This window comes from Streptomyces sp. NPDC006544 (genome assembly GCF_040611715.1).
Classification (GTDB): domain Bacteria; phylum Actinomycetota; class Actinomycetes; order Streptomycetales; family Streptomycetaceae; genus Streptomyces.
Map to the genome: position 1 here is coordinate 1 of NZ_JBEXOV010000051.1, position 24,179 is coordinate 24,179.

General features: G+C 74.1%; 20 protein-coding genes and 3 pseudogenes. 11 read left to right on the forward strand and 12 right to left on the reverse strand.

Annotated features, from left to right (window positions below; all coding sequences use genetic code 11):
- Positions 1-352 precede the first annotated feature (352 nt).
- Both ABZY44_RS22745 and ABZY44_RS22750 read left to right on the forward strand, forming a co-directional pair.
- Entirely contained in the window at positions 353-1,783 is a 1,431-nt protein-coding gene (locus ABZY44_RS22745; RefSeq protein ID WP_356656695.1) for a hypothetical protein, read from the forward strand.
- A 169-nt stretch (positions 1,784-1,952) separates the two neighbouring features.
- Positions 1,953-2,726: a trypsin-like serine protease gene (locus ABZY44_RS22750; RefSeq protein WP_356656619.1), complete on the forward strand. Its 774-nt coding sequence runs from the start codon at positions 1,953-1,955 to the stop codon at positions 2,724-2,726.
- A gap of 127 nt (positions 2,727-2,853) precedes the next feature.
- Here the strand turns inward: ABZY44_RS22750 and ABZY44_RS22755 are convergent, their stop codons facing one another.
- The 4 genes and pseudogenes from ABZY44_RS22755 to ABZY44_RS22770 form a co-directional block, all read right to left on the reverse strand.
- Complete coding sequence (locus tag ABZY44_RS22755; RefSeq protein WP_356656621.1) at positions 2,854-3,357, reverse strand: NUDIX domain-containing protein; 504 nt, start codon at positions 3,355-3,357, stop codon at positions 2,854-2,856.
- A gap of 44 nt (positions 3,358-3,401) precedes the next feature.
- Complete coding sequence (lnt, locus tag ABZY44_RS22760) at positions 3,402-5,102, reverse strand: apolipoprotein N-acyltransferase (RefSeq protein ID WP_356656623.1); 1,701 nt, start codon at positions 5,100-5,102, stop codon at positions 3,402-3,404.
- Positions 5,103-5,141: 39 nt separating this feature from the next.
- Entirely contained in the window at positions 5,142-5,657 is a 516-nt protein-coding gene (locus tag ABZY44_RS22765; protein ID WP_356656697.1) for a hypothetical protein, read from the reverse strand.
- Between the two features lie 75 nt (positions 5,658-5,732).
- Positions 5,733-6,392, reverse strand: a pseudogene (locus ABZY44_RS22770) (FAD-dependent monooxygenase); the annotation flags it as partial.
- Positions 6,393-6,517: 125 nt separating this feature from the next.
- Here ABZY44_RS22770 and ABZY44_RS22775 point away from each other — a divergent pair.
- Both ABZY44_RS22775 and ABZY44_RS22780 read left to right on the forward strand, forming a co-directional pair.
- A complete protein-coding gene (locus ABZY44_RS22775) occupies positions 6,518-7,138 on the forward strand; it encodes a TetR/AcrR family transcriptional regulator (RefSeq protein ID WP_356656625.1) in 621 nt (206 codons plus the stop codon).
- Between the two features lie 70 nt (positions 7,139-7,208).
- Entirely contained in the window at positions 7,209-8,135 is a 927-nt protein-coding gene (locus tag ABZY44_RS22780) for an ADP-ribosylglycohydrolase family protein (RefSeq protein ID WP_356656699.1), read from the forward strand.
- A gap of 126 nt (positions 8,136-8,261) precedes the next feature.
- Here the strand turns inward: ABZY44_RS22780 and ABZY44_RS22785 are convergent, their stop codons facing one another.
- On the reverse strand, positions 8,262-9,053 hold the full coding sequence (locus ABZY44_RS22785; protein ID WP_356656627.1) for an aspartate/glutamate racemase family protein: 792 nt from the start codon (positions 9,051-9,053) through the stop codon (positions 8,262-8,264).
- Between the two features lie 249 nt (positions 9,054-9,302).
- Between ABZY44_RS22785 and ABZY44_RS22790 the strand changes: the two genes are divergently transcribed.
- From ABZY44_RS22790 to ABZY44_RS22810, 5 genes are all read left to right on the forward strand, one after another.
- Positions 9,303-10,541: a glycosyltransferase gene (locus ABZY44_RS22790; RefSeq protein WP_356656629.1), complete on the forward strand. Its 1,239-nt coding sequence runs from the start codon at positions 9,303-9,305 to the stop codon at positions 10,539-10,541.
- A gap of 289 nt (positions 10,542-10,830) precedes the next feature.
- The gene (locus tag ABZY44_RS22795) at positions 10,831-11,385 is read left to right on the forward strand and encodes a DUF6643 family protein (RefSeq protein WP_356656631.1); all 555 of its coding nucleotides are present in this window, start codon (positions 10,831-10,833) and stop codon (positions 11,383-11,385) included.
- Between the two features lie 60 nt (positions 11,386-11,445).
- Positions 11,446-12,270 carry an MOSC N-terminal beta barrel domain-containing protein gene (locus tag ABZY44_RS22800; RefSeq protein WP_356656633.1) on the forward strand — a complete coding sequence of 275 codons (825 nt, stop codon included), beginning with the start codon at positions 11,446-11,448 and terminating at the stop codon, positions 12,268-12,270.
- Positions 12,271-12,528: 258 nt separating this feature from the next.
- The gene (locus tag ABZY44_RS22805) at positions 12,529-13,140 is read left to right on the forward strand and encodes a hypothetical protein (RefSeq protein ID WP_356656635.1); all 612 of its coding nucleotides are present in this window, start codon (positions 12,529-12,531) and stop codon (positions 13,138-13,140) included.
- Between the two features lie 177 nt (positions 13,141-13,317).
- Positions 13,318-15,807, forward strand: coding sequence for a right-handed parallel beta-helix repeat-containing protein (locus ABZY44_RS22810; protein ID WP_356656637.1), 2,490 nt, complete (start codon positions 13,318-13,320; stop codon positions 15,805-15,807).
- A 72-nt stretch (positions 15,808-15,879) separates the two neighbouring features.
- Here ABZY44_RS22810 and ABZY44_RS22815 read toward each other — a convergent pair.
- Positions 15,880-16,395, reverse strand: a pseudogene (locus tag ABZY44_RS22815) (GNAT family N-acetyltransferase).
- Positions 16,396-16,609: 214 nt separating this feature from the next.
- Here ABZY44_RS22815 and ABZY44_RS22820 point away from each other — a divergent pair.
- Positions 16,610-17,098: an SRPBCC family protein gene (locus ABZY44_RS22820; protein ID WP_356656639.1), complete on the forward strand. Its 489-nt coding sequence runs from the start codon at positions 16,610-16,612 to the stop codon at positions 17,096-17,098.
- On the opposite strand, the gene ABZY44_RS22825 is transcribed toward ABZY44_RS22820, so the two are convergent.
- From ABZY44_RS22825 to ABZY44_RS22840, 4 genes and pseudogenes are all read right to left on the reverse strand, one after another.
- Positions 17,092-17,529 carry a hypothetical protein gene (locus ABZY44_RS22825; RefSeq protein WP_356656641.1) on the reverse strand — a complete coding sequence of 146 codons (438 nt, stop codon included), beginning with the start codon at positions 17,527-17,529 and terminating at the stop codon, positions 17,092-17,094. The two genes, ABZY44_RS22820 and ABZY44_RS22825, sit on opposite strands and share 7 nt — an antisense overlap.
- Before the next feature lie 570 nt (positions 17,530-18,099).
- Positions 18,100-18,472, reverse strand: a pseudogene (locus ABZY44_RS22830) (IS982 family transposase); the annotation flags it as partial.
- 86 nt (positions 18,473-18,558) lie between these two features.
- Positions 18,559-19,497, reverse strand: a complete 939-nt coding sequence (locus ABZY44_RS22835) for a MerR family transcriptional regulator (protein ID WP_356656643.1) — start codon at positions 19,495-19,497, stop codon at positions 18,559-18,561.
- A 393-nt stretch (positions 19,498-19,890) separates the two neighbouring features.
- Entirely contained in the window at positions 19,891-21,018 is a 1,128-nt protein-coding gene (locus ABZY44_RS22840; protein WP_356656645.1) for a PLP-dependent cysteine synthase family protein, read from the reverse strand.
- 229 nt (positions 21,019-21,247) lie between these two features.
- Here ABZY44_RS22840 and ABZY44_RS22845 point away from each other — a divergent pair, with 229 nt between their 5' ends.
- Positions 21,248-21,919, forward strand: a complete 672-nt coding sequence (locus ABZY44_RS22845) for an ATP-binding protein (RefSeq protein ID WP_356656647.1) — start codon at positions 21,248-21,250, stop codon at positions 21,917-21,919.
- Positions 21,920-21,960: 41 nt separating this feature from the next.
- On the opposite strand, the gene ABZY44_RS22850 is transcribed toward ABZY44_RS22845, so the two are convergent.
- Positions 21,961-23,379, reverse strand: coding sequence for an ROK family protein (locus tag ABZY44_RS22850; RefSeq protein ID WP_356656649.1), 1,419 nt, complete (start codon positions 23,377-23,379; stop codon positions 21,961-21,963).
- 43 nt (positions 23,380-23,422) lie between these two features.
- The gene (locus ABZY44_RS22855) at positions 23,423-24,169 is read right to left on the reverse strand and encodes an alpha-ketoglutarate-dependent dioxygenase AlkB (protein WP_356656651.1); all 747 of its coding nucleotides are present in this window, start codon (positions 24,167-24,169) and stop codon (positions 23,423-23,425) included.
- Between the last annotated feature and the right edge of the window lie 10 nt (positions 24,170-24,179).

Sequence of the window (24,179 nt, forward strand, 5' to 3'; positions counted from 1 at the left end):
ACAAACGCGACTACATCTTCAACGGCACACTGGCCACCGCAGCCATCGTCATCTGGCTCCGCGACCTCATCAAAGAGCCATCAGACACTGCCTAGGGGCCGCCGGGCCCCGCGATCACGTTCCGTCCTGCACAACAACCCGTCCGGAAACCGTCCGTGTCGTCCATAGACTGTGGTTTCCGCCCGAGCCGTGCACCGAGGACCCGAACGCCTTCATGACATCCCACAGGTCCACCGGCCCGACGAGCGCCGTGACCGCCCGCATACCAGGCCTCCGGGCCCCCGGCCGCGGCAACCTCCTGCCGCCGTATCTGGTGTGGCTGGTTCCGGTCCTCTGGACGCTCGCGCTCGGCATGTGGGGGCTCTCCCGGCAGGACAGCGTGTGGCGGGACGAGGCGGCGACCTGGCAGGTGGCGGGTCGCTCCCCGGCTGAGATCTGGCACCTGCTCGGCAACGTCGACGCCGTCCACGGCCTGTACTACCTGCTGATGCACGTCCTCTTCGAGGTGTTCGGGGCGAGCACGACCACCCTGCGCATCCCGTCGGTGCTGGCGGTGGCGGGCGCCGCCGCCTGCGTCGCGCTGATAGGGCGCCGGCTGGCGGGCTTCTGGGCCGGGCTGGCCGGCGGAACGGCCCTCGGGCTGCTGCCGGCCGTGCAGTTCCAGCTCCAGGAGGGTCGCGCGTACGCGCTGGTGGCGGGCGGAGCCGGGCTCTCGACCCTGCTCCTGGTCTCGCTGCTCGCCCCGCGGGTCCCGGCGGCCGGACCCGCAGGACGGACCTGGCCGCGCTGGACGGCGTACGGGGCCGTCGTGCTGGTCTGCGCCCTGCTGAACTGGTTCTCACTGCTCGTCCTGCCCGCGCACGCGCTCACCCTGTGGTGGGTGCGGGCCGGGCGCCGCGCCCTCGGGCACTGGCTGCTCGCCTCGGCGGCGGCCGTGGCCGGGGCGCTGCCGCTGATCGTGTTCAGCGGGACCCAGTCCGCCCAGGTGTCGTGGATACCTCCGCTGACCTGGCCCATGCTGACCGGCCCGGCGGTACTCGTCGCGATCGGCGCGCTCGGCGCCCGGGCGGACCGGTGGAACGGGCCGTGCCCGCCGTCCGCCGGGAGCGGCCGCCCCCGCGCCGGCGGCCGCCTCACGGCCGCGGCCGTCGGACTGCCGCTGCTGGTGGCGCCCCTGCTGGGACTGGCCGCCGCCTCGCTGGTCCGGCCCGTGTTCCTGGACCGGTACGTGCTCTTCTCGATGCTGGGCCTGGCCCTGCTGATCGGCGCCGGGCTGGCCGCGGCCGTGCGGGCCCTCGCGCCCCGGTCGCCGAGGGCGTCGGCCGCGCTCGTGCCGGCGGTCGTCGGGGTCTCGGTGCTGGCGATGCTCCCGGTGGAACTGGCCGACAGGTCCCCTGCCAGCCGGGTGGACGACGTACTCGCGGTGGCCGGTGAGGTGTCCCGGCTGAAGCGGGACGGTGACGCGGTGCTCTTCGTCCCGGCGGCCCGCCGGGACACCGCGCTGGTCTCACCCGGGGCGTTCGCGGGCGTGACGGACGTGGCCCTGGCCCGCGGACCCGTGGAATCGGGGACCCTCAAGGGCGAGGAGTCCGGCCCGGCACGCATCCGGGCGGCGCTGGGCGAGCGGCGCCGGGTGCTGCTGGTGACGGACGCGGCGCCGGCGAGGCCCCCGGGCTCCGAGGCGGACAGGACGAAGGCCGCCGTCCTCGCGGCGGACTTCACCGTGGTCGAGGACGTACAGGTCCGGGGCCGTCGGGTGACGGTGTACGAGCGGCGCCCCTGATCCCGGCGGGCGACGGGCGGTGGGCGGCGCCGGGGCGGCGGGTGAACGACGGGGCGGCCGTCGAGTCGGCGGCCGGGGGGCGGCAGGACCTCAGTTGCGAACGCGGTCTCACAGCGGATCCATAGGGGAAAGCGGCTCCGGCCACAGGTTCGCCGACGAGGCTCTGGGCATGATCCAGCGCCTCCCCTCCCGACCGGAACGCCTCCCCCGCGCCCGTGGCCGACGTGCGTCGCGGATCCTGCTCTCCCTGGCCGCGGTGACGGCGCTGCTCGGGGTCGACGTGTCCGACGCGCTCGCGGAGCCGCCTCTCGGCGTCACCGTGACGGCCGCGGCCGACGCGAGGGCACGGCGGGTCGGCGCGCTCTTCGCGGGGGGACTCGAGGGCGGGCACTTCTGCACCGCGTCCGTGGTGCGCAGCGAGGACCGCGATGTGATCGCCACCGCCGCGCACTGCCTTGGTGACCTGGAGAACACCTACTTCGCGCCGGGATACCGGGACGGCGGGGCGCCGTACGGGCTGTGGAAGCTCACCGGTGCGTACGTGGCCCCGGACTGGACGGACGGCCGGGACCCGGACGACGACATCGCCTTCGCGACGGTGGAGTCGGTGGACGACCGGCAGGTCGAGGACGTGGTCGGCGGCTTCCCCGTCGCGGCGGAGCAGCCGGCGGACGCCACGGTGTCCGTCGTGGGCTATCCGAGCCGCGAGGAGTCCCCGCTGTACTGCGCCAACGGCACGACCCTGTTCTCCGAGACCCAGCGCCGCATCGAGTGCCCGGACCTGAGCGGCGGCACCAGCGGCAGCCCCTGGCTCGTCGACGGCGCCCTCGCGGGCGTGCTCGGCGGCTACGAGGACGGCGGCACCGTCCCGGAGGTCTCGTACAGCGCGGTGATGGGCGACCAGGCGGTGGAGCTCTACCGCGAGGCGGCCGTCAACGGCTGAGGCGCCCGGCCGGCCCCGCCGCGCGACGTGGCCCTGCTCGGCGTGGCCCTGCTCGACCTGGCCCTGCTCGGCGGCACTTCGAGCGGTCGTGCTTCCCGGCGGTCGGGCTTCGCGCGGTTCCCCGCGGTCAGGCTTCGAGCGCCCGCCCGTCGGCGGGGGCGGACGCCTCGAACCAGGTCGGCTCGTCCCGCAGGGCCCGGTGGATCCGGTCCACGGCGAAGCCCTCCAGCGGCTCGGGCAGCGCGTCCGGCGCGAACCAGGCCACCTCGAGCGACTCGTTGTCGTTGACCCGCGCCTCGCCGCCCGTGGCCCTGCAGCGGAAGGTGATGTCCTGGAACTGGCAGACGTCGCCGTTCGGATAGGTGATCGGCGGGAGCATCTGCACCAGCACCACCCGCTCGGGTACGCACCGCACGGCCGTCTCCTCGTACACCTCGCGCACCGCCGTATCGGCCGGCTGCTCCCCGGGCTCGGCGATCCCGCCGACCACCGACCACCGCCCGGTGTCGGCGCGCCTGCCCAGCAGCACCCACCCCCGGTCGTCCACGACGATGGCCGTCACCCCGGGCAGCAGGAGCAGCTGGTGCCCGGCCGTGGCGCGCAGGGTCCGGATGAAATCGGGAGTGGTCATCCCCAGACCCTAATGCCGCGACCCGGCGGACCCTTCCGGTCACCTCACTCGGCCAGAGCCCGGGACCTCCTGGCGATCCGGCGGGCCGACGACCAGCCGAGGCCCGCGGCGGCGACGGCCAGCAGGAGGTACTCGACGAGCGGGCCGAAGCGGGTGGCGGGGGTCTCGCCGGAGCGCAGCGGGATCTCCGCGACCAGGGCGTCCGCGGTGAACATCTTCGTCTGCTGCACGATCGTGCCGTCGGGGCGGATCACGGCGCTGACCCCGCTGGTGACGGGCACCAGGACGGTGCGGCTGTGCTCCACGGCCCGGACCCGGTCCATGGCGAGCTGCTGGTAGGTCATCTCGGTGCGGCCGAAGGTGGCGTTGTTGCTGGGCACCGCGATGACCTGCGCGCCGGCCCGGACGGTGGAGCGGACGGCGTCGTCGAAGGCCGCCTCGTAGCAGGTGACCATGCCCACTCCGCTGCCCGCCATGGCGAAGACGCCGGGCTCCTTGCCGGGGCCGAAGTCGCGGCGCACCCGGTCGACGTCCGAGCTGAAGAGCCGGACGAAGGAGCGCATCGGGATGCGCTCGCCGAAGGGCTGGATCTTGCGCTTGTCGTAGGTGTCGACCGGGCCCTTGACCGGGTCCCACAGGATCATCGTGTTGCGCAGCGGGCCCGTCTCCGGGGCCAGTACGGAGCCGATCGCGACGGGCACGCCGATCGTCTTCACCGCGTTGTCGATCACCTCGTACGCGTCCTGCTCCGCGTACGGGTCGATGTCGGAGGAGTTCTCCGGCCAGACGACGAAGTCCGGCTTCGGTACCCGGCCCGCCTTGACGTCCTCGGCGAGCTGGATCGTGCGGTTGGCGTGGTTGTCCAGGACCTGACGGCGCTGGGCGTTGAAGTCGAAGCCGGCGCGCGGGACGTTGCCCTGGATGACGGCTGCCACGACGGTGCCGTCCTCGGCCGCGTCGGTGACCAGCGGCCGGGCGGCCAGTGCCGCCGCGAGCGGGGCGGCCACGGCGGTGGCGGCGAGCAGGACGGCGGTGGCCCGGCGGGTGTCGGCGCCGACGCGTACGGCCTCGTAGAGACCGAATCCGCACAGGGCCACGGCGAAGGAGAGGAGCGGGGTGCCGCCGAGGGCCGCGAGCGGCAGGAAGACCCCGTCGGGCTGCCCGAAGGCGAGCTTGCCCCAGGAGAAGCCGCCGAACGGGGCGCGGGCGCGCAGCGCCTCGCCGGCGATCCAGACGGCGGCGCCCCACAGTGGCCAGCCGGGCAGGCGGCTGACGAGCGAGACACCGAGGGTGGTGAGGCCGATCAGGACGGATTCGAGGGCGACGAGCGCCAGCCACGGGACCGGGCCCACGCCCTCGCCGGTCCAGACGAGCAGCGGCAGCAGGAAACCGAGGCCGTGCAGGACGCCGAGGCCGAAGCCGGCCCGGGCGCGGCGTCCGTACAGGCAGAAGCCGAGCAGGGCGAGGGCGGGGAGGGCCAGCCACCACAGGGGACGGGGCGGGAAGCTCAGGTAGAGCAGCACACCGGAGGCGACGGCGAGCGCGGGGCGCGTCAGCCGCTCGGCCCACCGCCTGGCGGGCGTTACGGTCGGCGCGGTCTTCTCTTCCGTCGACGCGTCCGTCGCCACGTCCGTCGCCACGTCCGTCGACGCGTCCGTCGCCACGTCCGGCCCGGGTTCCGCGTCGGACCGGTCGGCGGGCTTCGGGGGCTCGCTGCCCGCCGCGCGGGTCGCACTGCTGCTCATCTCGCGGAGTCTACGTCTCCGCGCCGTGCCGGTGGACGCTCAGTGGGCGAGGGCACGCAGATGGGTGCGGATGACGAGCACCGCGCTCTCGGCGTCGTCCACGGTGACGGTGAAGAGCCTGCCGTCGTCGAGCCTCAGTTCCACGCCCTCGCCGCGTCGGACGATCACGGCGGTGCCCCGCTCGGGGCGCCAGCGGTAGCCCCAGCCGCCCCAGTGCTGCGGGCTGATCCGGGGGACGAACTCGGCGGACTCCACCTCGGAGAGCTGGATCTTCCGGCGCGGGAGGCCTATGTGCCCGCAGCGCACCTCCATCGCCTCGGAGTCGACGGTGACGGAGACGTGGACGAAGGCGAGGGTGCCGAAGAGGATCAGCAGGCCCGCGGCGAGGCAGCCGATCACCGCCATGAGGAGCGCGACGATGCCGGCGTCCCAGGCGTAGTCCACGGCGAGCTCGATGCCGAGCGCCAGGCAGGCCGCACCGGCCGCCGCGAGCAGCCACTGCGCGCGGTTGGAGGCCCGGCCCGTCCAGAGCGGCCCCGGGGGGTGAACCGTCATGTGTAGCAGCGTACTCACGTTCCGCATGGACGCCACCGGCCCTGTGGACCGGAGTGGGCTGTGCTGTGACCGGCGGAGGAGGCCGACGAGCGCGTCGCGCAGGGCCGGGCGGCGGACGGTCACGAAGCGGTGCAGCCTCCGGGAGCCGAACGCCACGCGCTGGGCGCTGGGCGCTGCGTCGGGGCTCGCGGTCGTACGCGTCCAGCGCGGCGGGCGGCTCCATCGCTCCGTGGGTGGCGACCGCCCTGGTCAGGGGCTCGGCGTCGAGGAGCGCGGTGCCGGCGCCCTGACCGAGGTCCGGGGTCAGGGCGTGGGCCGCGTCTCCGGCCATCGCGACGGGGCAGGCCGGGCCGCCCGCATCGCGCGCGCCACCCGGCCCGGGCCCGGCCGTACGGGTGAAGGCGGGGAGCGCCGGGTCCAGGTGGCGGACCGGACAGCGGATCCAGGTCCGCGGATCGGTGTCGTAGCCAGGAGGCGCGGGATCGGATCGTGCCCGCCGGCGAAGGCCGCGCGCGGCTCTTCGGCGGCGTTGGCCTCGGGGACGGAGGCGTACCAGTCGGTGCGGCCGGGCCCGACGGGGGTCGTCCCGAAGGGACGGCCTCCGCCCCGGTCCCCGCCGTGGACGCCGGTCTCGACGCCGGCGATGCCTGTCCAGGCCACGGCGCCGAGCCCCCGCGGGCCGCTCCCCGCCCCGAAGCGGGCGGCGCGGATGCCGTCCGCGCCGACCAGGAGGTCGGCGTCCGGCGCGGCCGAAGCCTCGTGGGTCTGCCCGTACACGATGCGCCTGCCGCGGTAGGGGAATCTCCCGTCCGCGGTGCCGAGCACCACACCCGTGGTAGTGCATCTGCTTGACTGGCGACGTGAACCAGGACCGGAGGAACCGGCTGCGCGACGCGGGCGTCGCGGTGCTCGCGGACGCGGGCGGCCGCGGCCTGACGCACCGGGCCGTCGACGCGGAGGCGGCCGTGCCGCTCGGCACGGCCAAGAACTACTTCCCGACCCGAGACGACCTCGTGCGAGCGGTGGCCGAGCACTGCCTGGAGCAGTACCGGGCCCTCCCCGCCCGCCTCGCGGGTTCCGGACCCGGACCAGCCGACCGGGCCGGGCTGGCCGCGCTGCTCGCCGGGCTGCTGCGCGACGTGGCCGGACCCGGACGGCCGCGCATGGTGGCGTACCTGGAGCTCCAGGCCGAGGCGACCCGGCGGCCCCGGCTGGCCGCGCTCCTGGATCCGATCGCGACCTCGGACTTCGCCGTGTACGGGAACCTCCTCCGCGCGGCCGGGCTGCCGTCCGGCCCGGACGAGGCCCGCGCCCTCACGCTCGCGCTGCACGGCGCCGTCCCCCACCTCCTGACGGGCGCCCCGGGCACCCTGGCCGCGGCCGGGCTGGACGATCTGGACGCCTTCACCCGCGCCGTGCTGGCCTCCGTGTGCCCCGAGGGTTCCGAAGACCTCGACCGCGATTCCCACCGCGCGCCGTGACGCCGTCCCGACACGAGCTCCGCACCGAACGCCACACCGAACGCCGTACCGAAAAAGAGGGGGAAGCATGATCACCCGACTCGACCGCGCCGTGGGCGCCGTACTCGGCTCCGCGGCCGGCGACGCGCTCGGCGCGCCCTACGAGTTCGGCCCCGCGGGGCAGTTGACCGCGCGGGGCGCGGAGATGCTCGGGGGCGGGGGCTGGGATCCGGGCGAGGCCACCGACGACACGCAGATGGCGGTCCTCGTCGGCGAATCCCTGCTGGAGTGCGGCGGACTCGAACTCCCCGACGTCTTCGACCGGTTCCGCCGCTGGGCGGCGGGCGAGCCCAAGGACATCGGCCTCCAGACGGAGGACGTGCTGACGAACGGCGAGCCGTGGGACCTGGCCGCGGCCCTGCACTTCCAGATCAACGCGCGGGCGGCCGGCAACGGTTCCCTGATGCGCGCCTCGACCTCCGCGGTGTACTTCGCGCCGTCGGGACGGACCGCGACCATGGACGCCGCACGCCGGATCGCGGCGCTCACCCACGGCGACCGGGCCGCCTGGGAGGGCACCGCGGTGCTGCACGAGCTCGTACGCGTGGCCCTGGCGGGAGCCGATCCGCTGGCCGCGCTCCCCGCGACGCTGGAGTCCGTACACCCGGACCACCGCGAGCGGTACGCCCGCGTCCTCGACCCGCACTGGCACCCGGACCTGGCCACCGAGTTCAACGGCGCGGTCTGGCCCTGCCTGGGCTCGGCGGTGTGGGCCCTGCGCACCACGGTCTGCTTCGCGGACGCCGTACGGGCCGCCGTCGACCTGGGCGGCGACACCGACACGGTGGCCGCGGTCACCGGCACGCTGGCCGGGGCACGCTACGGCCAGGCGGAGATCCCGGAAGCTTGGACGGCCCCGCTGCACGTCCCGCTGCCGGGACACGGGGACCGGTCCCTGGACGCGGACGACCTACGGGAGCTGGCCCGGCGCCTGGCGACGGCCGGACCCGAGAGCTGAGGCGGCGCCGGCCCGGGGACGCCGGCCCGGCGACACGACGCCCGGGCCGGGGCCGCCTCGGGGCGTCACACGCGCGGTACCTGCCGCGCGTCAGGCCCGCCGCGCAGGTCAAGCCCGCCTCGGGGCTCAACCCCGGACGGCGGCGCCACCGGCCAGCAGCCGGCCTTCGGCGTACCCGAGCGCGGGTCCGGGAAGCTCCCCGGGGCGGCCGCTCAGCAGGACGGTCAGGCCGCCGGTGGGCGGGAGGCCGGGCTCCGGCCGGGCGCCGATCCGGCGCAGCGCCTGCACGGCGACGGGTTCGGCCGAGCCGTGGAAGACGAACGGCGCGCCTCCGGTGCGTTCGGCGAGGGCGGCCCGGATGGGGGCCTCGACCAGCTCGTAGTGCGTGCAGCCGAGCACCACGTCGGTGACGTCGGCCGGAGTCAGCGCGGCGGCCGCGGCGACGGCCCGTACGACGGCGGCCTCGTCGGCGGCCTCGACGGCGTCGGCCAGCCCGGGACACGGCACCTCGGTGACGCGCGCCCCGTAGGCGAAGTCACGGATGAGCCCGCGCTGATAGGGGCTTCCGGTGGTGGCGGGGGTGGCCCAGATCGCCACCCGGCCCCCGGCGGCCGCGGCGGGCTTGATCGCCGGCACGGTCCCGATGACGGGGATCAGGGGTTCCAGCTCGGCCCGGAGCGCGGGCAGGGCGTGCACGGAGGCGGTGTTGCAGGCGACGATCAGGGCGTCCGGCCGGTGCGCGGCCGCGGCGCGCGCGACGTCGAGCGCCCGCCCGGTGAGGTCCTGCGGGGTACGGGGACCCCAGGGCATCCCGTCGGGGTCGCACGACAGCACGAGCTCGGCGTCCGGCCGCAGCCGCCGCAGCTCGGCAGCCGCCGCGAGGAGGCCGATACCGGAGTCCATGAGGGCGATCTTCACTTGGTCACCTTAATCGATGCCCGCCCGCGGACCGGGTCACGGCGGAGCCCCGGCTCCCGGTGCGCCGGGCTGAAGGGGCCGCAGGAACCGAAGGGGCCGCAGCAGCCGAAGGGGCCACAGGAACCGAAGGGACCACCGGGACCGAAAGGCCTCCCGCCCCCTCGCGGCGCGCCCGCAGTCCGTCAAGGTTCCCGCCGGGCACCGGCGTTCCGCCCCGCCGCATCCCGCCCGGCGCGGCACACTGCGGGGATGGGTCCCCTCCTCGTCGCCGCTTGCGTCTCGCTCGCCGTCTGGCTCTGGCTCACCCTCGGACAGGGCATGTTCTGGCGGACGGACACCCGGCTGCCTCCCCGGCACGCTCCCGCCCACTGGCCGTCCGTCGCGATCGTCGTCCCCGCCAGGGACGAGGCCGCGGTCCTGCCGCGGAGCCTGCCCTCGCTGCTCGCGCAGGACTATCCCGGCGAGGCCCGGGTCGTCCTCGTCGACGACGGGAGTACGGACGGGACCGCCGCCCTGGCGCGCCGGCTCGCCCGCGCCCACCTCGGGCTCCCCCTCACCGTCGTCTCCCCCGGTGATCCCGACCCCGGCTGGACCGGCAAGCTCTGGGCCCTGCGCCACGGCATCGCCCACGTCCTCACCCCGCCCACCACCGGGTCGTCCGCCCCGGCCGCCACCCAGTTCCCCCGGCGCGCCCCGCGCGTCCAGGACGACCGGACCGCCCCCGCCTACCTCCTCCTCACCGACGCCGACATCGCCCACGAGCCCGACAGCCTGCGCGAGCTGGTCGCCGCGGCGACGGCGGCGGACCTCGACCTCGTCTCCCAGATGGCCCGACTGCGCGCCGTCAGCGCGTGGGAGCGGCTGATCGTCCCGGCCTTCGTCTACTTCTTCGCCCAGCTCTACCCCTTCCGCTGGATCAACCACCCCGCCGCCCGCACCGCGGCGGCCGCCGGCGGCTGCGTCCTGCTGCGCACCGAGGCGGCGGTACGGGCCGGGGTCCCGGACTCGATCCGCCAGGCCGTCATCGACGACGTTTCCCTGGCCCGCGCGGTCCAGCGCACCGGCGGCCGGATCTGGCTCGGCCTCGCGGAGCGGGTCGACAGCGTGCGCCCGTACGACTCCCTGGGCGACCTGTGGCGGATGGTCTCGCGCAGCGCGTACGCCCAACTCCGTCATCAGCCCGCGCTGCTGGCCGGGACGGTGGCCGGGCTGGCCCTCGTGTACCTCGTGCCGCCGGCCGCCCTCCTCTGCGGCCTGGCCTCCGGCCGGCCCGCCGTCGCCTGGTCGGGCGGCCTGGCCTGGCTGCTGATGGCCGGCACCTACGCGCCGATGCTGCGCTACTACCGCCAGCCGCTCGTGCTCGCTCCGCTTCTTCCGTTCACGGCGCTGCTCTACCTCCTGATGACGGTCGATTCGGCCGTGCAGCACTACCGCGGACGCGGGGCGTCATGGAAGGGCCGTACCTATGCCCGTCCCAGTGACGCCTGAAACCGGTCGTCCCTACCCGAAACCACGGCAACCCAGGTCACCGCATCGTGACGCTCCGTCAGCACGAAGCCGGTGCGGCACCGTCACACCACCGGCGGGCCACCGTCCGCACACCGGCACATCACCCAACTGGCGAGTACGAGTAGGCGCAAGACGGGGCGGATGCGGCGAATCGTGCACGTGAACGGGAAGTGAAAGCTGTGGCCCTGACCTGGGAATATGCAGGTCAGGGCGGTGTCGGAGGGCCCTCGCTATGGACCCGGTGAAGTCGTGGGCTTAACTTAGGTCCATGACCTCCCCCCGCTCCACTTATGGCGGCGGTTACTACTCCGCGCCCTCCTTCCCGGACACCCCCATCTACGACTCCCTCGTCGCCGAGCGGGGTACTCCGCAGATCGCTCCGATCCGCGTCCCGGCCGCCTACGACTCCCCGAGTTCCGGCTACTCGAGCGGTGGGTACCTTCCGGCCCTCGCGTCCTCGCTGCCGGCCCTGCCGGCCGCGCTGCCGCCCGCCATGTCCCAGCAGCACCAGCACATCCCGGCGTACGGGTACCAGTACCAGCAGCAGTCCGCCCCGCAGCAGATGCACCAGCAGCCGCAGCAGCCGATGCCGCTCCAGCAGGCGCCCGCCCCGTACATCCCGCAGCAGCAGTTCGCGGCCCGTACGGGCTACGTTCCGCAGCCCCAGCCGCAGCAGCCCCGGCCGGCCGCCACGGCCACCGGCTACGAGGCCATGCGTCCGATGCCGCCCCGGCCGATGCAGGCGCAGCCCGCTCCCGTCCCGGCCGCCTCGTACGAGGACCCGTACGGGCGCCCGTACCAGCAGCAGGGGCGGGGCTACTAGCACCGTCCGTTCCGTCGAGGTCGTCGCGGAGGTCCCGGGGGCGGATGGCAGGATGCCCCCATGTCGAAATTGCACGTCCAAGCGCTCCACGTCCATCCCGTCAAATCGCTGGCGGGGACGGCTCCCTGCGAGGTGGCCGTGGAGCCTTGGGGTCTGGCCGCCGACCGCCGCTGGGCGGTGGTGGACAGCGAGGGCACGGTCATCACACAACGCCAGCAGCCGAGGCTGGCCTTGGCGAGCGCCCGTCCGCTGGGGGGCGGCGGGGTCTCGCTGTCGGCGCCGGGCATGGCGGACCTGACGGTGGACGTACCGGAGCCGGGCCCGCTGGAACCGGTCGTGCTGTTCGGGAAGAAGATCGAGACCGTCGTCGCGGCGCGGGCCGCGGCCGACTGGTTCAGCGCGTACCTCGGAGTTCCGGCGCGCATGGTGCACCTGGACGACCCGGCCGTGCGCCGGCCGGTCGATCCGGACTACGCACTGCCCGGCGAGACCGTGAGCCTGGCCGACGCCTATCCCCTGCTGATCGCCACCCTCGCGTCCTTGGACGCGCTCAACTCGCTGATCGCCCAGGGGGACCACCCGGGCGAGGGCCCCCTCCCGATGAACCGCTTCCGCCCGAACGTGGTGGTGTCCGGGGCCGGGGCCTGGGACGAGGACGGCTGGCGGCGCATCGCGATCGGAGAAGCCGAGTTCCGCGGGGCGCGCGAATGCGGTCGCTGCATCGTCACGACCACCGACCAGGAGACGGCGGAGCGCGGCAAGGAGCCGCTGATGACCCTGGGCAGGCACCGGCGGATCGGGAAGTCGCTGGCCTTCGGGCGGCAGCTGGTGCCGGTGCGGCTGGGCACGATCCGGGTCGGCGACGAGGTCCGCGTCCTGGAATGAGGGCGCACCGGCGGGCCGGCGGGACCGCGGTGCGGCGGAACGGGTGGCGGAACGACACGTTCGGGGGGCTCTGCCGCTTCCATGGAACCAACGGGCCCGACCTGCCCGTTGGATCATTCGAGACGGACGAGGAAGGCACGAGGCGGGCACGAAGGAAGCGTGCGAGCGTGTCCCGGGTCCCGGCATGCACGTCGTCGGGACATGCGGGAGGCTGGTGCGGCAGACAGACGGAAACTGGCACAAGGGGGGAGCCGGACCGTGCGGACAGCATGGGGTGTGTGGCGCTGGCGGCGCAATCCGCTGCGCCGGCCGACGGATCTCTTCGAGGCATGGGTGGCGTTCGCCGCGCTGCTGTGCGTCCTGCTGGTGGCTCCGGCCCTCGGCTGCGCCGCCGGCCTGCGGGTGGACGGCACGCTGCAGCGGGCCGCGCGCGAACAGCGGCAGGAGCGCTACCTCGTGCCGGCTGTGGTGGTCCGGCCGACACCGGACGCCGTCGTGGGCGCGGACGCCGATACGGCGACGCAGCGGCAGGCCCCGCGGCGTTCGCGGATCGTCGCCTCGTGGACCGCGCCGGACGGCAGCAGTCACCAGGGCACGGTGCCGGCCGCGGAGGAACCGCCGCGCCCCGGCGACCGGTTCCGGATATGGACGGACACGCACGGCCGGCTGGTCGGACAGCCCCTCGACCCGTCCGCGGCGAGCATCCACGCGGGGTTGGCCGGCCTGGCCGCCGCCCTCGGCATCGCCGCGCTGGTGGAGACGGTCCGCCGCCTGGTCGTACGAAGGCTCATGCATCGGCGGTACCTACGGCTGGACCGCGCGTGGGCCGCGGCGGGACCCGACTGGGGTCGGGCGGGCGCGGGCAGCTGACCTGGCAACTCACCGGGCCCGCGCGCGCTACGGTGGAGCGGCCGCAGCCGTCGCTGCGGCCACGGCGATCCCCTCGGCGGCACGGGCCCGCGGCAAGCGAGCCCGCGGGCCCCGGGGATCGACGCAGCACACGCGCACGTGAGCACGCGAACACGAGGGTGGGGGCACGACAGCACCATGGCTCAGGGCACGGTCCAGGTGACGCACGGCAGTACTTCGCGGTGGCGGCGCCGCTCCGGTGAATACGCGACGCTGACCGCCGCGCTGGCCGTGGCGGGCGACGGAGACGTCCTGTCCATCGCCCCCGGCACCTACCGGGAGAACCTGGTCCTCCACCACGCGGTGACCCTGCGCGGGCCGGAGGGCGCCGTGGGGTCCGTGCGGATCGCCCCGCCCGACGGGGTCGCGCTGACCGTCCGCGCCTCGGCCGTCGTCCAGGACCTGTACCTCGAGGGCCAGGACCGTGCCGCGCCCGCGCTGCTCGTCGAGGGCGGCTCCCCCGAGCTCACGGACCTCCGCGTCAGCACCCGCTCGGCGGCCGGGATCGAGGTCCGCGGGGCCGGGGCGCGTCCGCTGGTCCGCCGGTGCACGGTGGAGAATCCGGCCGGGGTGGGGATCGCCGTACTGGACGGCGGCGGCGGGGTGTTCGAGGAGTGCGAGGTCGTGGCCGCCGGACAGGCCGGGATCTCGGTGCGCGGCGGCGGTCACCCCCGGCTGGAGCGCTGCCGGATCCACCACGCCACGGGCACGGGCATCGGGGTGACCGGCGAGGGCTCGGGTCTGGAGGCCCTGGGCTGCGAGGTGTACGAGATCAAGGGCGCCGGGGTGCAGGTCGCGGCGCGCGCCACCGCGGTGCTCACCGACTGCGCTGTCCACCGCACCTCGGCCGACGGGGTCACCCTCGACACGGACGCCGTGCTCACCCTCGACGGCTGCGACATCCACGACATCCCCGAGAACGCCGTGGACCTGCGCTCCCGGTCCGTGCTGACGCTCAGCCGCACGACGGTGCGCCGCTTCGGGCGCAACGGCCTGTCGGTATGGGATCCGGGCACCCGGGTCGTCGCCGACGCCTGCGAGATCCACGACAGTACGGGCGACTATCCGGCCGTCTGGATCAGTGACGGCGCGAGCGCCTCGCTGGACTCCTGCCGGGTGCACGACGTGCCGGACGCGCTGTTCGTACTGGACCGGGGTTCGCGGGCGGACGTCGTGGACAGCGATCTCTCCCAGGTCCGCAACACCGCGGTCTCGGTGAGCGACGGGGCGACGGCCCAACTGGACGACTGCCGGATCCGCGAGGCGGCGACCGGTGCGTGGTTCCGCGACCACGGCAGCGGCGGCACCCTCGCCAACTGCTCCATCGACTCCGTCCAGACGGGGGTGATCGTCACCAAGGGCGCCGATCCCGTGCTGGAACGGTGCACGGTCACCTCACCGGCCGAGGCCGGGTTCTACGTGTCGGCCGGGGGCCGCGGCACGTTCACGGCGTGCCGGGTCACGGGCAGCGCGGGCTTCGGTTTCCACGTCATCGACGGCTGCCGCACCACGCTGAACCGCTGCCACACCGAGCGCAGCGCGCGCGGGGGCTACGAGTTCGCGGAGGACGGCCCGGTCGCCGAGGACTGCACGAGCGACGAGTCGGGGCCGCGGCTCGCCGCCCACTCGGCTTCGGGTGCCGCCTCGGCCGGGGAACGCGCGGGGATCCGTACGGTCCCGTCCGCGCAGAGCCCCGCGGCGGCGCGGTCGGCGACCGGTCCGGTACCGGCGCAGCGGCCGGCTGACGAGGCGGACCCGGCCGCCGGGCCGGCCGCGGGACGCGGTTCGGGCGAGGTGCTGGGCCAACTCGACGCACTGGTGGGGCTGGACAGCGTCAAGCGTGAGGTCCGCGCGCTCACCGACATGATCGAGGTGGGGCGGCGACGGCAGCAGGCGGGCCTGAAAGCGGCCTCGGTCCGCCGCCACCTCGTCTTCACCGGCTCCCCCGGCACCGGAAAGACCACCGTGGCCCGCCTCTACGGCGAGATCCTGGCCTCCCTCGGGGTGCTGGAGCGCGGCCACCTGGTGGAGGTGTCGCGGGTGGACCTGGTCGGCGAGCACATCGGGTCCACGGCGATCCGTACCCAGGAAGCCTTCGACCGGGCGCGGGGCGGGGTGCTGTTCATCGACGAGGCGTACGCGCTGGCGCCCGAGGACTCGGGCCGCGACTTCGGACGCGAGGCGATCGACACGCTGGTGAAGCTGATGGAGGACCACCGGGACGCGGTGGTGGTGATCGTCGCCGGGTACACGGCGGAGATGGACCGCTTCCTGACGGTCAACCCGGGGGTGGCCTCGCGCTTCTCCCGGACCATCACCTTCGGGGACTACGGGCCGCAAGAGCTGTTGCGGATCGTGGAGCAGCAGACGGAGGAGCACGAGTACCGGCTCGGCGAGAAGACCGCCGAGGCGCTGCTGAGGTACTTCACCGACCTCCCGAAGGGGCCGGCCTTCGGCAACGGCCGTACCGCCCGCCAGACCTTCGAGTCGATGGTCGAGCGGCACGCGGGGCGAGTGGCGCAGCTGTCGGAACCGAGCACGGACGATCTCACCCTGTTGTTCCCGGAGGACCTGCCGGAGCCTGCGGTGGCTGCCGTGGCGCCGGGGGCGCCGACGCCGGCGGCCTGACCGGGCGTTCCCGGCGGCCGGCGCCCCCGGCGGCCGGCGGACGCTCCCGGCCGCCGGGACGCCGTCCCGCCGTCACAGGTCCCGGCGCATGCACCCGGGGCCGGCGGGCGAGGCCGTGTACGGCTTCCCGGTCACGGATCTCACGCAGCCCCGGTCCGGGGGCGCTCTCCTCGAGGGTCCGGAAGCCGCAGCGGGCGTAGTACGGAGCGTTCCACGGGACGTCCACGAAGGTGGTGAGGGTCAGCGCGGGGGCGCCCTGCTCCGCGGCCCACTGCGCCACGTGCTCCAGCAGGGACCGCCCGATGAGGCGGCGTGCACGGTCCGGATGCACGGACACCTGCTCGACGTGGAGGTTTCCGTCGACCCGGTCGGCGAGCAGGTACCCGACCGGGGGGTCCCCCTGCCGTCGGCCGTGACCCTGGCCAGTCCGGCCTTCCGGTAGCCCAGGAGTTCCTCCAGCGGGAGCGGTTCGTCGTCGGCGACCTCCGGCATGCCGACGGCCCGGAAACGCTCCCTGGCGGGCCTCTCGATGTCCTGGAGGAGGGGCAGTTCCGGCGTGTGCGCTGCTCTGATCAGCCTGCACGGCATTGTCCCGCCCGGGGCGGCCGCGCGAAACGGGTTCACCGCCCCGCGACACACATCTGACGGTCCGCCAGTTACAGTGGCAGCCCGCCCGCCGCCGTCCGCGGCCCGACCTGACCCCCGACCAGAGTCCGCCCACAGCCCGATCGCAACCGCCCGACGCCGTCCTCCGCCGCCACCCGGGGGCACCGGCCGTCCACCGAACCCAGGGAGCAACGCCATGGCCCGTCGACTCCGCCCCGTGGGGCTGGACTTCACCGAAGACGCCCCGGTACGCCTGGTCTTCACGGCGAGGACCGCGTCGGCTCCCGACGGCGTGTACCGGGCGCTGGCCGAGGAGGTCGAGGGCTGGCCGCGCTGGTTCGGGGCCGTCACCCTGGCCCGGCCCACGCACGGCGGCGCCGGGCGCGAGATCAGGCTCGTGGGCGGGGTCCGATTCCAGGAGACGATCATGGCGGCGGATCCGGAGCAACGCTACGCGTACCGCGTCGACGAGACCAACGCCCCCGGTGTCCGGGCCCTGTTGGAGGAGTGGCGGCTCACGCCGACCGGTTCCGGCACCCACGTCCGCTGGACCTTCGCGGCCGACGGCCCGGCCCCCGTCCGTCTCGCCCTCGCCGCCGCCCGCCCGGGCCTGGGCCATTCGTTCCGCTCCGCGGTCCGCGCCCTGGACCGGCGGCTGACGGATCGACGCGGCGCGGATCAGTAGGAGCCGTCCGGCCGGCGCCCGGCGGTGAGGCCGACCGCCGGGTTCGACGCGGCCAGGTCCCCGTAGCCACCGGCCGTCCAGACCCGGACGCGGAACTCCTGGAGGGTCAGGGCGGTTCGCTCGCCCTCGAAGTGCACCCTGGCGCAACGCCCGCAGTACCAGCCCTGGATCCAGAGCCGCTCGGCGGCGGCGAGACCGGGCTCCGTCCGTGCGCGGTGGGCCTTCCGCTCACGGAAGACCCGGACGAGGAGGACGACCGCGGTCACCAGCGCGGCCGCCGAGATCACGTCGAGGAAGAACAGACCGGACTCCGGTCCGGACGCGGACACCTCGTTCCACCCCGGCGACGGATACCGCGGCCGGGATTCCCGCGCGCTCCCGTCGAACCAGTGCCCGGCCAGCGAGCCGCCCAGGAACGTGCCGATCGCCACGAGCACCAGGAGCAGGCCCAGGCACCCCCGCCCCCTGGACCGCCGGCGCGGGCGGCGTCGGCGCCAGCGCCTCCGCGAGGTGCGAGACCACCTCCCGGGTCACGTCCCGCCGCTCGACGCCGACGCCCATCTCCTCGCGGACGTGCCGGTGCCCCTCCAGGAACACCGCCTGAACCGCCCGCACTTGGTCGGAGCGCACACAGCCGGGACGCTCGCGCAGCGGCCCGGGACCCGCACTCGCTCCCTCGCCCTCGCCCACGCCCCCGTGGCCGCCTCCGGTTTCGCCTTCGCCTTGGCCGACCGCCGGAGAGCCGGGGGCGGGCGGGCGGGGCCGAGCCCGCGTCCGCGCTTCCCGCTCCGGCCTGCTGTAGTCGATGCCCGCCATGGTCCCCCCGAGGCTCCGCGTGATCGCAGTCCGCACAGCCTAGATGAATGAGTCCAAGAGGCGTCGTTGCGGTCAGTGACCGTAGGCAGTGAGGGACCGCTTGATGGGCTGTCCAGTCTGGTCGTTGTGCCAGATCGCCGCTGCGGGTGCGAGGACCCGGGGCGAACGGCGAGCACGTCTGCGCGGTATCGAGCATGTGGTGCGCAGTAGCCGTACTGGGCCCGGCCTGCCAGGTCCGAGCGTTTGGCCGTCTCGCGGGAGCAACCGCGGCCGACCGGTGTGGAGTCGACCAGCTACACATCGTCGCTCCACAGTGAGGTATCGCGGGCCACGATGCGGATCATGCTGGTGAGCAGTGAGAACGCGGCGTAGCCGGCGCCGCTCGGAGGTGTATCCGAGCAGCGCCGACATGACCGCGAGCGTGATCAGCCCGGCATCACTGAGCGTGGGCGTGATTCCGACGGCAGGCCGCCACGGCGCCAGCCACGGTGAGGCCTGCAACTCGTCGTCGATCCGGGCATGGAGTGCCGTTGCAAGGGTGTCCAGGTCGTTGGTCACACATCGACGGCGGACGCCCTCGTCTCATGTCCGCAGACGATCCCTTGGACTCGTTCAGGGATCCGGGGCGGTGCCCACTGCGGTGACTATGCGTCACGGTCATTGCGCAGGGCCTGGATGAGCCAGGGGTACACCGGAATCAGGTTCGGTACGACCTGCCAGCCGTTGACGATCCACACCAGCCGCCAGTATCGGTCCACCCGGGGATCGTGCGCCTCTTTGAACTGCTGGGCCATCCAGTCCCGGAATTCCGTGTCAGGGGTGCGCGCGAACACCTCGGCGAAGCGGTGCACGACGTCGTCGATGACGGGTGCGCCCCTGTCGCTGAGCGGGTCGATGCCCGACTCCATGGCCTCGGCCACCTTCTGACGGGTGAACTCCATCAGTTCCTCGCCGACCTCGCTCTCGATGTCGAGCGTGCTCCCGGCGGCCTGGCACCTGGCCGTCCGGCGCATCCGGGCCCGGAAGTCCTCGTCGCCGACCAGCTCGGCGAGTTCCACCCACGCGGAGACCTGCTCGCTGGACGGATCATCGGGGAGGTCGGGAGTGGCGGCGCGAACCATGGCCACCGCGGCCGGGTCGGCATCCACGGTGCCGAAGGTGCCCTCCATGAAATCGTCGATCAACCGTTGGCGTTCCTCGCCGGACAGCTGCGTGAGCCTGTGCATGAGCTTGGTCTCCTCGGGGTTGGACCCGCTGCTGGCCATGACTCGCAGAACGCTCCGACGCAGTTGCAGCACCCGAATCTGGACGTCCACGGCGTCGGCGTGCGCCGCGGCGACTTCCGCCACCGAGAGCTCGCGGTCCAGCACCCGTTGAATTGTGGGCAGGTCCATGCCCAGCTCGCGCAGCGTGCGGAGGAGTTCCAGACGAAGCAGTGCGTCGTGGTCGTAGAGCCGGTAGCCGGCGGGACTTCGAGTGGTCGGCGCTACCACCCCCGAATCGGAGTAGAACCGGATGGTTCTCACGGGCAAGCCGGTCCGCCGGGAAAGCTCCCCGATCGAGTAGAGGGTCGTAACGTCCATGTCCCCCACTCTGCTGTCTCCAGTCAGTGGAGACTCAAGGCCGTTCCCCAGCCGGGCCCCGACCGAGACGTCCTGCGAGTTGCCGAAGCATGCATCGCGGGCTCTCCGCTGAGCGCCCAGGACGACGGGCACGCCTTGCACGCGCCGGGCGAGCGATGACAGCGACAAACGACATGCGTCACCGCTCGCTGTCGGCCTCTGGCTACGAGCCCTCGGACCCAATCATCCAGTGCTGTGACCGCCGCGCCTTCGGGGTCACGCCACGGTTTCGTCACGGATCGGAGCCCGGGATGCCGGACGGCCGGGTCGCCGCGGCCGCCCGCCGCCCGCCGCCCGCCGCCCGGACCGGGGTCCGGGTCCGGAACTCGCACAGCCCGGGGGCACGTTCAGTGGTCAGGCGAGGGGCTCGCGCCACTCCCCGGTGGCCAGCAGGTTCTCGAGGGTCTTCGTGTACGGGGCGATGTCGAGGCCCTGGGCCGCCAGCCATTCGTCGGAGTAGTACTTGTCCAGGTAGCGGTCGCCGGAGTCGCAGAGCAGGGTGACCACGCTGCCCGTACGGCCCTCCGCGACCATCTCCGAGATGATCTTCAGCGCGCTCCAGACGCCCGTACCGGTGGAGCCGCCCGCCTTGCGGCCGATCGCCGCCTCGAGCGCGCGGCACGCGGCGACGCTCGCCGCGTCGGGGACCCGCATCATCCGGTCGATGGCGCCGGGCACGAAGCTCGGCTCCATGCGGGGCCGGCCGATGCCCTCGATGCGCGATCCGCAGTCGCTGCTCGCGTGCGGGTCGTGGTTCGTCCAGCCGTCGAAGAAGCAGGAGTTCTCCGGGTCCGGGACGCAGATGCGGGTGTCGTGCTGCATGTAGTGCACGTAGCGCGCGATGGTCGCGGAGGTGCCGCCGGTGCCGGCGGTGGCCACGATCCACGCGGGCTCGGGGTACCGCTCCAGGCGCAGCTGCTGGTAGATCGATTCTGCGATGTTGTTGTTGCCGCGCCAGTCGGTCGCGCGCTCCGCGTACGTGAACTGGTCCATGTAGTGCCCGCCGGTGCGCGCCGCGAGCTCGGCCGACTCCTCGTACATCTTCATCGAGTCGTCGACGAAGTGGCACACGCCGCCGTGGAACTCGATGAGCCGGCACTTCTCGGGACTCGTCGTACGCGGCATGACCGCGATGAACGGGACGCCGATCAGCTTGGCGAAGTACGCCTCCGAGACGGCGGTGGACCCGGACGACGCCTCGATGACGGGCCGGCCGGGGCGGATCCAGCCGTTGCAGAGGGCGTAGAGGAACAGGGAGCGGGCGAGCCGGTGCTTGAGGGAGCCCGTCGGGTGGGTGGACTCGTCCTTGAGGTAGAGGTCGATGCCCCAGGCCTCGGGGAGCGGGAAGCGCAGCAGGTGGGTGTCGGCGGAGCGGTTGGCGTCCGCCTGCACCTTGCGGACGGCCTCCTTCAGCCAGGCGCGGTAGTCCACGTCGCTGCGGTCGACGTCGATGGTCGTGGCCGTCGTGCCCGTGCTGCTCATGCGCCGTGCTCCTTCGTACTTCCTGATGTCCGGAGTGCTCCACGGGTGCGTGTCTCCCCGCTCCCGCTTTCGCAATGTACCCCCCTCACCTGCACAAACAGTCACTTTGGGTATCCATGCGGATCCCTTTCGCTCGCTTTCGGTTGCACACCGGGCCACAGTGGGTGACCCTGGGGAGGCGTCACCGAGGGTGCAGCACCCGTAACACTGATGTCGGGGAGTCGCAGCCGTGATCAGTCATTCCCGCAGGCACTGCGTGGTCGAACTGCAGGCCCTGCCCTTGCGGATCGGACAGATCCGCCGAATCGTTTCAGCGCAACTGCGCCACTGGCAGCTCGATCCGCTCATAGACCGGGCTGCGCTCGGCGTGACGGAACTGCTCAGCAACGTCCACCGCCACGCGCAGCCGGACAAGACCTGCACGGTCGAGATCGAGCTCCGCCTCGGCCGGCTGACCGTGTCCGTCTACGACAGCGATCCCCGCCTCCCGGTCCTCCGGGCGGCCGCGGGGGCCGCGTGGTCCGCCGGAGCCGCCGACGCGGCCGGGCTCCTCGATACCGCCGGCACGTCCGGCTCGGCAGGACCCGTCGAAGCCGACAGGACCTGCGGGACCGACGGGACCGACCCGACCGACTTCCTGGAGACCTCGGGACGCGGCCTCGCGCTCGTGGAGGCCCTCAGCGAGGCGTGGGGGGCACGGCACCGGCCCGACAGTCCGGGGAAGGTGGTGTGGTTCTCCCTGCGTGCCGCACCGGGTCCGGCCGCGCCGCACCATCCGGTGCTCCTGGGCAAGACCAAGCCGGTACGAGGCCCCGCGCGGCCCGTGACGACCGCCGTTCCTTCCGAACCCGTCTCCGCCGGCCTGTCGGTGACGGCCTCGGTCGGAGCCCGGCCCGGGTAGGTCTCCGGCCGCCGGGTCCCCTGGGAAGCGGCGTCGGGCCGTCAGGCCGCCGCCCCCAGGGCCCCGAGGGGGTCGTCCAGCACCGGCTGCCACGCCAGCTCGGCCGCTCCGACCAGGCTGTTGTGGTCGAGCGTGCACGGCAGGATCGGCACGCCGCCGCTGCGTCCCCACAGGCTGCGGTCCGCGACCACCGCGCGCAGCCGCTCGGGGTCGGCGTGGAGCAGTTCCCGGTGGAGGCCGCCGAGGATGATCCGATCCGGGTTCAGGATGTTCACCAGGCCGGCGAGGCCGAGGCCGAGCCGGTCGATGAGCTCTTCCGTGGCCGCCCGCACACCGGGCTCCGCGTGCTCCTCGCGCAGCAGGTCCCGCGCCTGCTGGAGCAGCGACACCTCCGGTCCGGGCGTGCGCCCTGCGGCGGTGAGGAAGGCCAGCGGGTCGGCCTCCACGTCGAGGCAGCCGCGGCTGCCGCAGTAGCAGGCGCGCCCCTCGGGATTCACGGTGAGGTGGCCGACTTCCAGGGCCAGGCCCGAACTCCCGCTGTGCAGGCGGCCGTCCAGGACGAGCGCCCCGCCGACCCCGCGGTGGCCGGTGGCCACGCACAACAGGTGCTGGGCGCCGCGGCCGGCGCCGTGCCGGTGCTCGGCGAGTGCAGCGAGGTTGACGTCGTTGCCGGTCAGCGCCGGACCGTCGATGCCGGCGGCCTTCACGCACGCGGCGAAGACGTCCCGTACGGGGGAGCCGGCCGGCCAGGCCAGGTGCAGCGGGTTCAGCGCCGTACCCTCCGGCTCCGCGACCGCCGAGGGCACCGCGAGCCCCGCGCCGATGCAGCGCCGACCGGTCTGCGCGAGCAGCGCGGCGCCGGCTTCGACCACCGCGCCCAGCACCTGTGCCGGGTCCGCGGAAACGGGCACCCTTCCGGGGGCGGTGGCCACGATCCGTCCGCCGAGGCCGACCAGCGCGGCCCGGAACCCGTCCGAGTGCACCTGCGCGGCCAGCGCCACGGGGCCGTTCTCGTCCACGGAGAGCCGGTGCGAGGGACGGCCCTGGGCGCCGCCCGCCCCGCCGGGGCGGGAGTCGACGCGGATCAGGCCGAGCGCCTCCAGCTCGGCGGCGACGGCTCCGGCGGTGGCGCGGGTGACCCCGAGCTCCGCCGTCAGGACCGCGCGGGTCGGGGCCCGGCCGGTGTGGACGAGCTCCAGTGCGGGGCCGAGGGCACCGCGGCCCCGTTCCAGTTTGGTCCGCGCGGAGCCGGCGGGCGCGGTCGGCACCGAGGGCTCGGACGCCGCCGACGGCTGCGACTCCGCCGGCACCTGCGACGCCGCCGACACGGCCGGCGCGGCGGCCGTGTCGGGCCCGGTCGCGGCGGTCGCGGGCACCCCCTGGGTCCCGTCGGTCTTCCCGGTACCGGCGGACACCGTGGTCACATCCCCCACCCGCGGCGGGGCCCCGTTGCCGTTCATGACAGCGATCCTCGCACGGCCGGAGCGCCGAGAACGCCGTCCGCTAGCCGAGCCCGCCGACCCGGAGGGTGATGTTCAGCCGGCCGGTCAGCCCCAGGCCGGGCGGAGCGGTGCCGGGCAGGACCTTGGGCACGCCGTGATAGGCCCGCCGGACCGGTCCGCCGAAGACGAACAGATCCCCGCTGCGCAGCTCGACGTCCTGATACGGACGCCCGCGGGAGTCGTTGTTGCCGAAGCGGAAGAGGCACGCATCACCCAGGCTGAGCGAGACGACGGGGGCCGGGGAACGCTCCTCGGCATCGCGGTGCATGCCCATGCGGGAGTCGCCGTCGTAGAAGTTGATCAGGGCGATGTCGTACGCGCCGTCGAGACCCGGCAGATCCCGGGGGTCCCGCGGATCCCACCCGCCCCCCGCCTGCCGCAGAACCTGCCCGTCGTGGCCGTACTGCCCGCCCTCCAGCCCGTAGGCGGCGGTCACCGCTTCCCTCCCCAGCCGCGCGAGCCAGTCGGGCATCGGTTTGACCGGCGCCCCGTCCCCGTCCACGGCGGTGGGCGCGTACGCGTACGGATACCAGTGCCGCCCCAGGCACACCTGCCGGGCGGTCATCGTCCCTCCGCCGGGTGTCCGCACGGTGCGCAGCCCGGCCGGAGGCCTGGCCCATGCGCGGCAGGCGTCGAGCAACTCCCTCTGCCGCGAGGGGTCGAGCCAGTCGGGCACGTGTACGGCGCCGGGAACGATCTCGGTGCGCTCGCGCGGGAAGAACCCGCGCGGGAAGAGTTCGCCATCCATGCCTTCCATT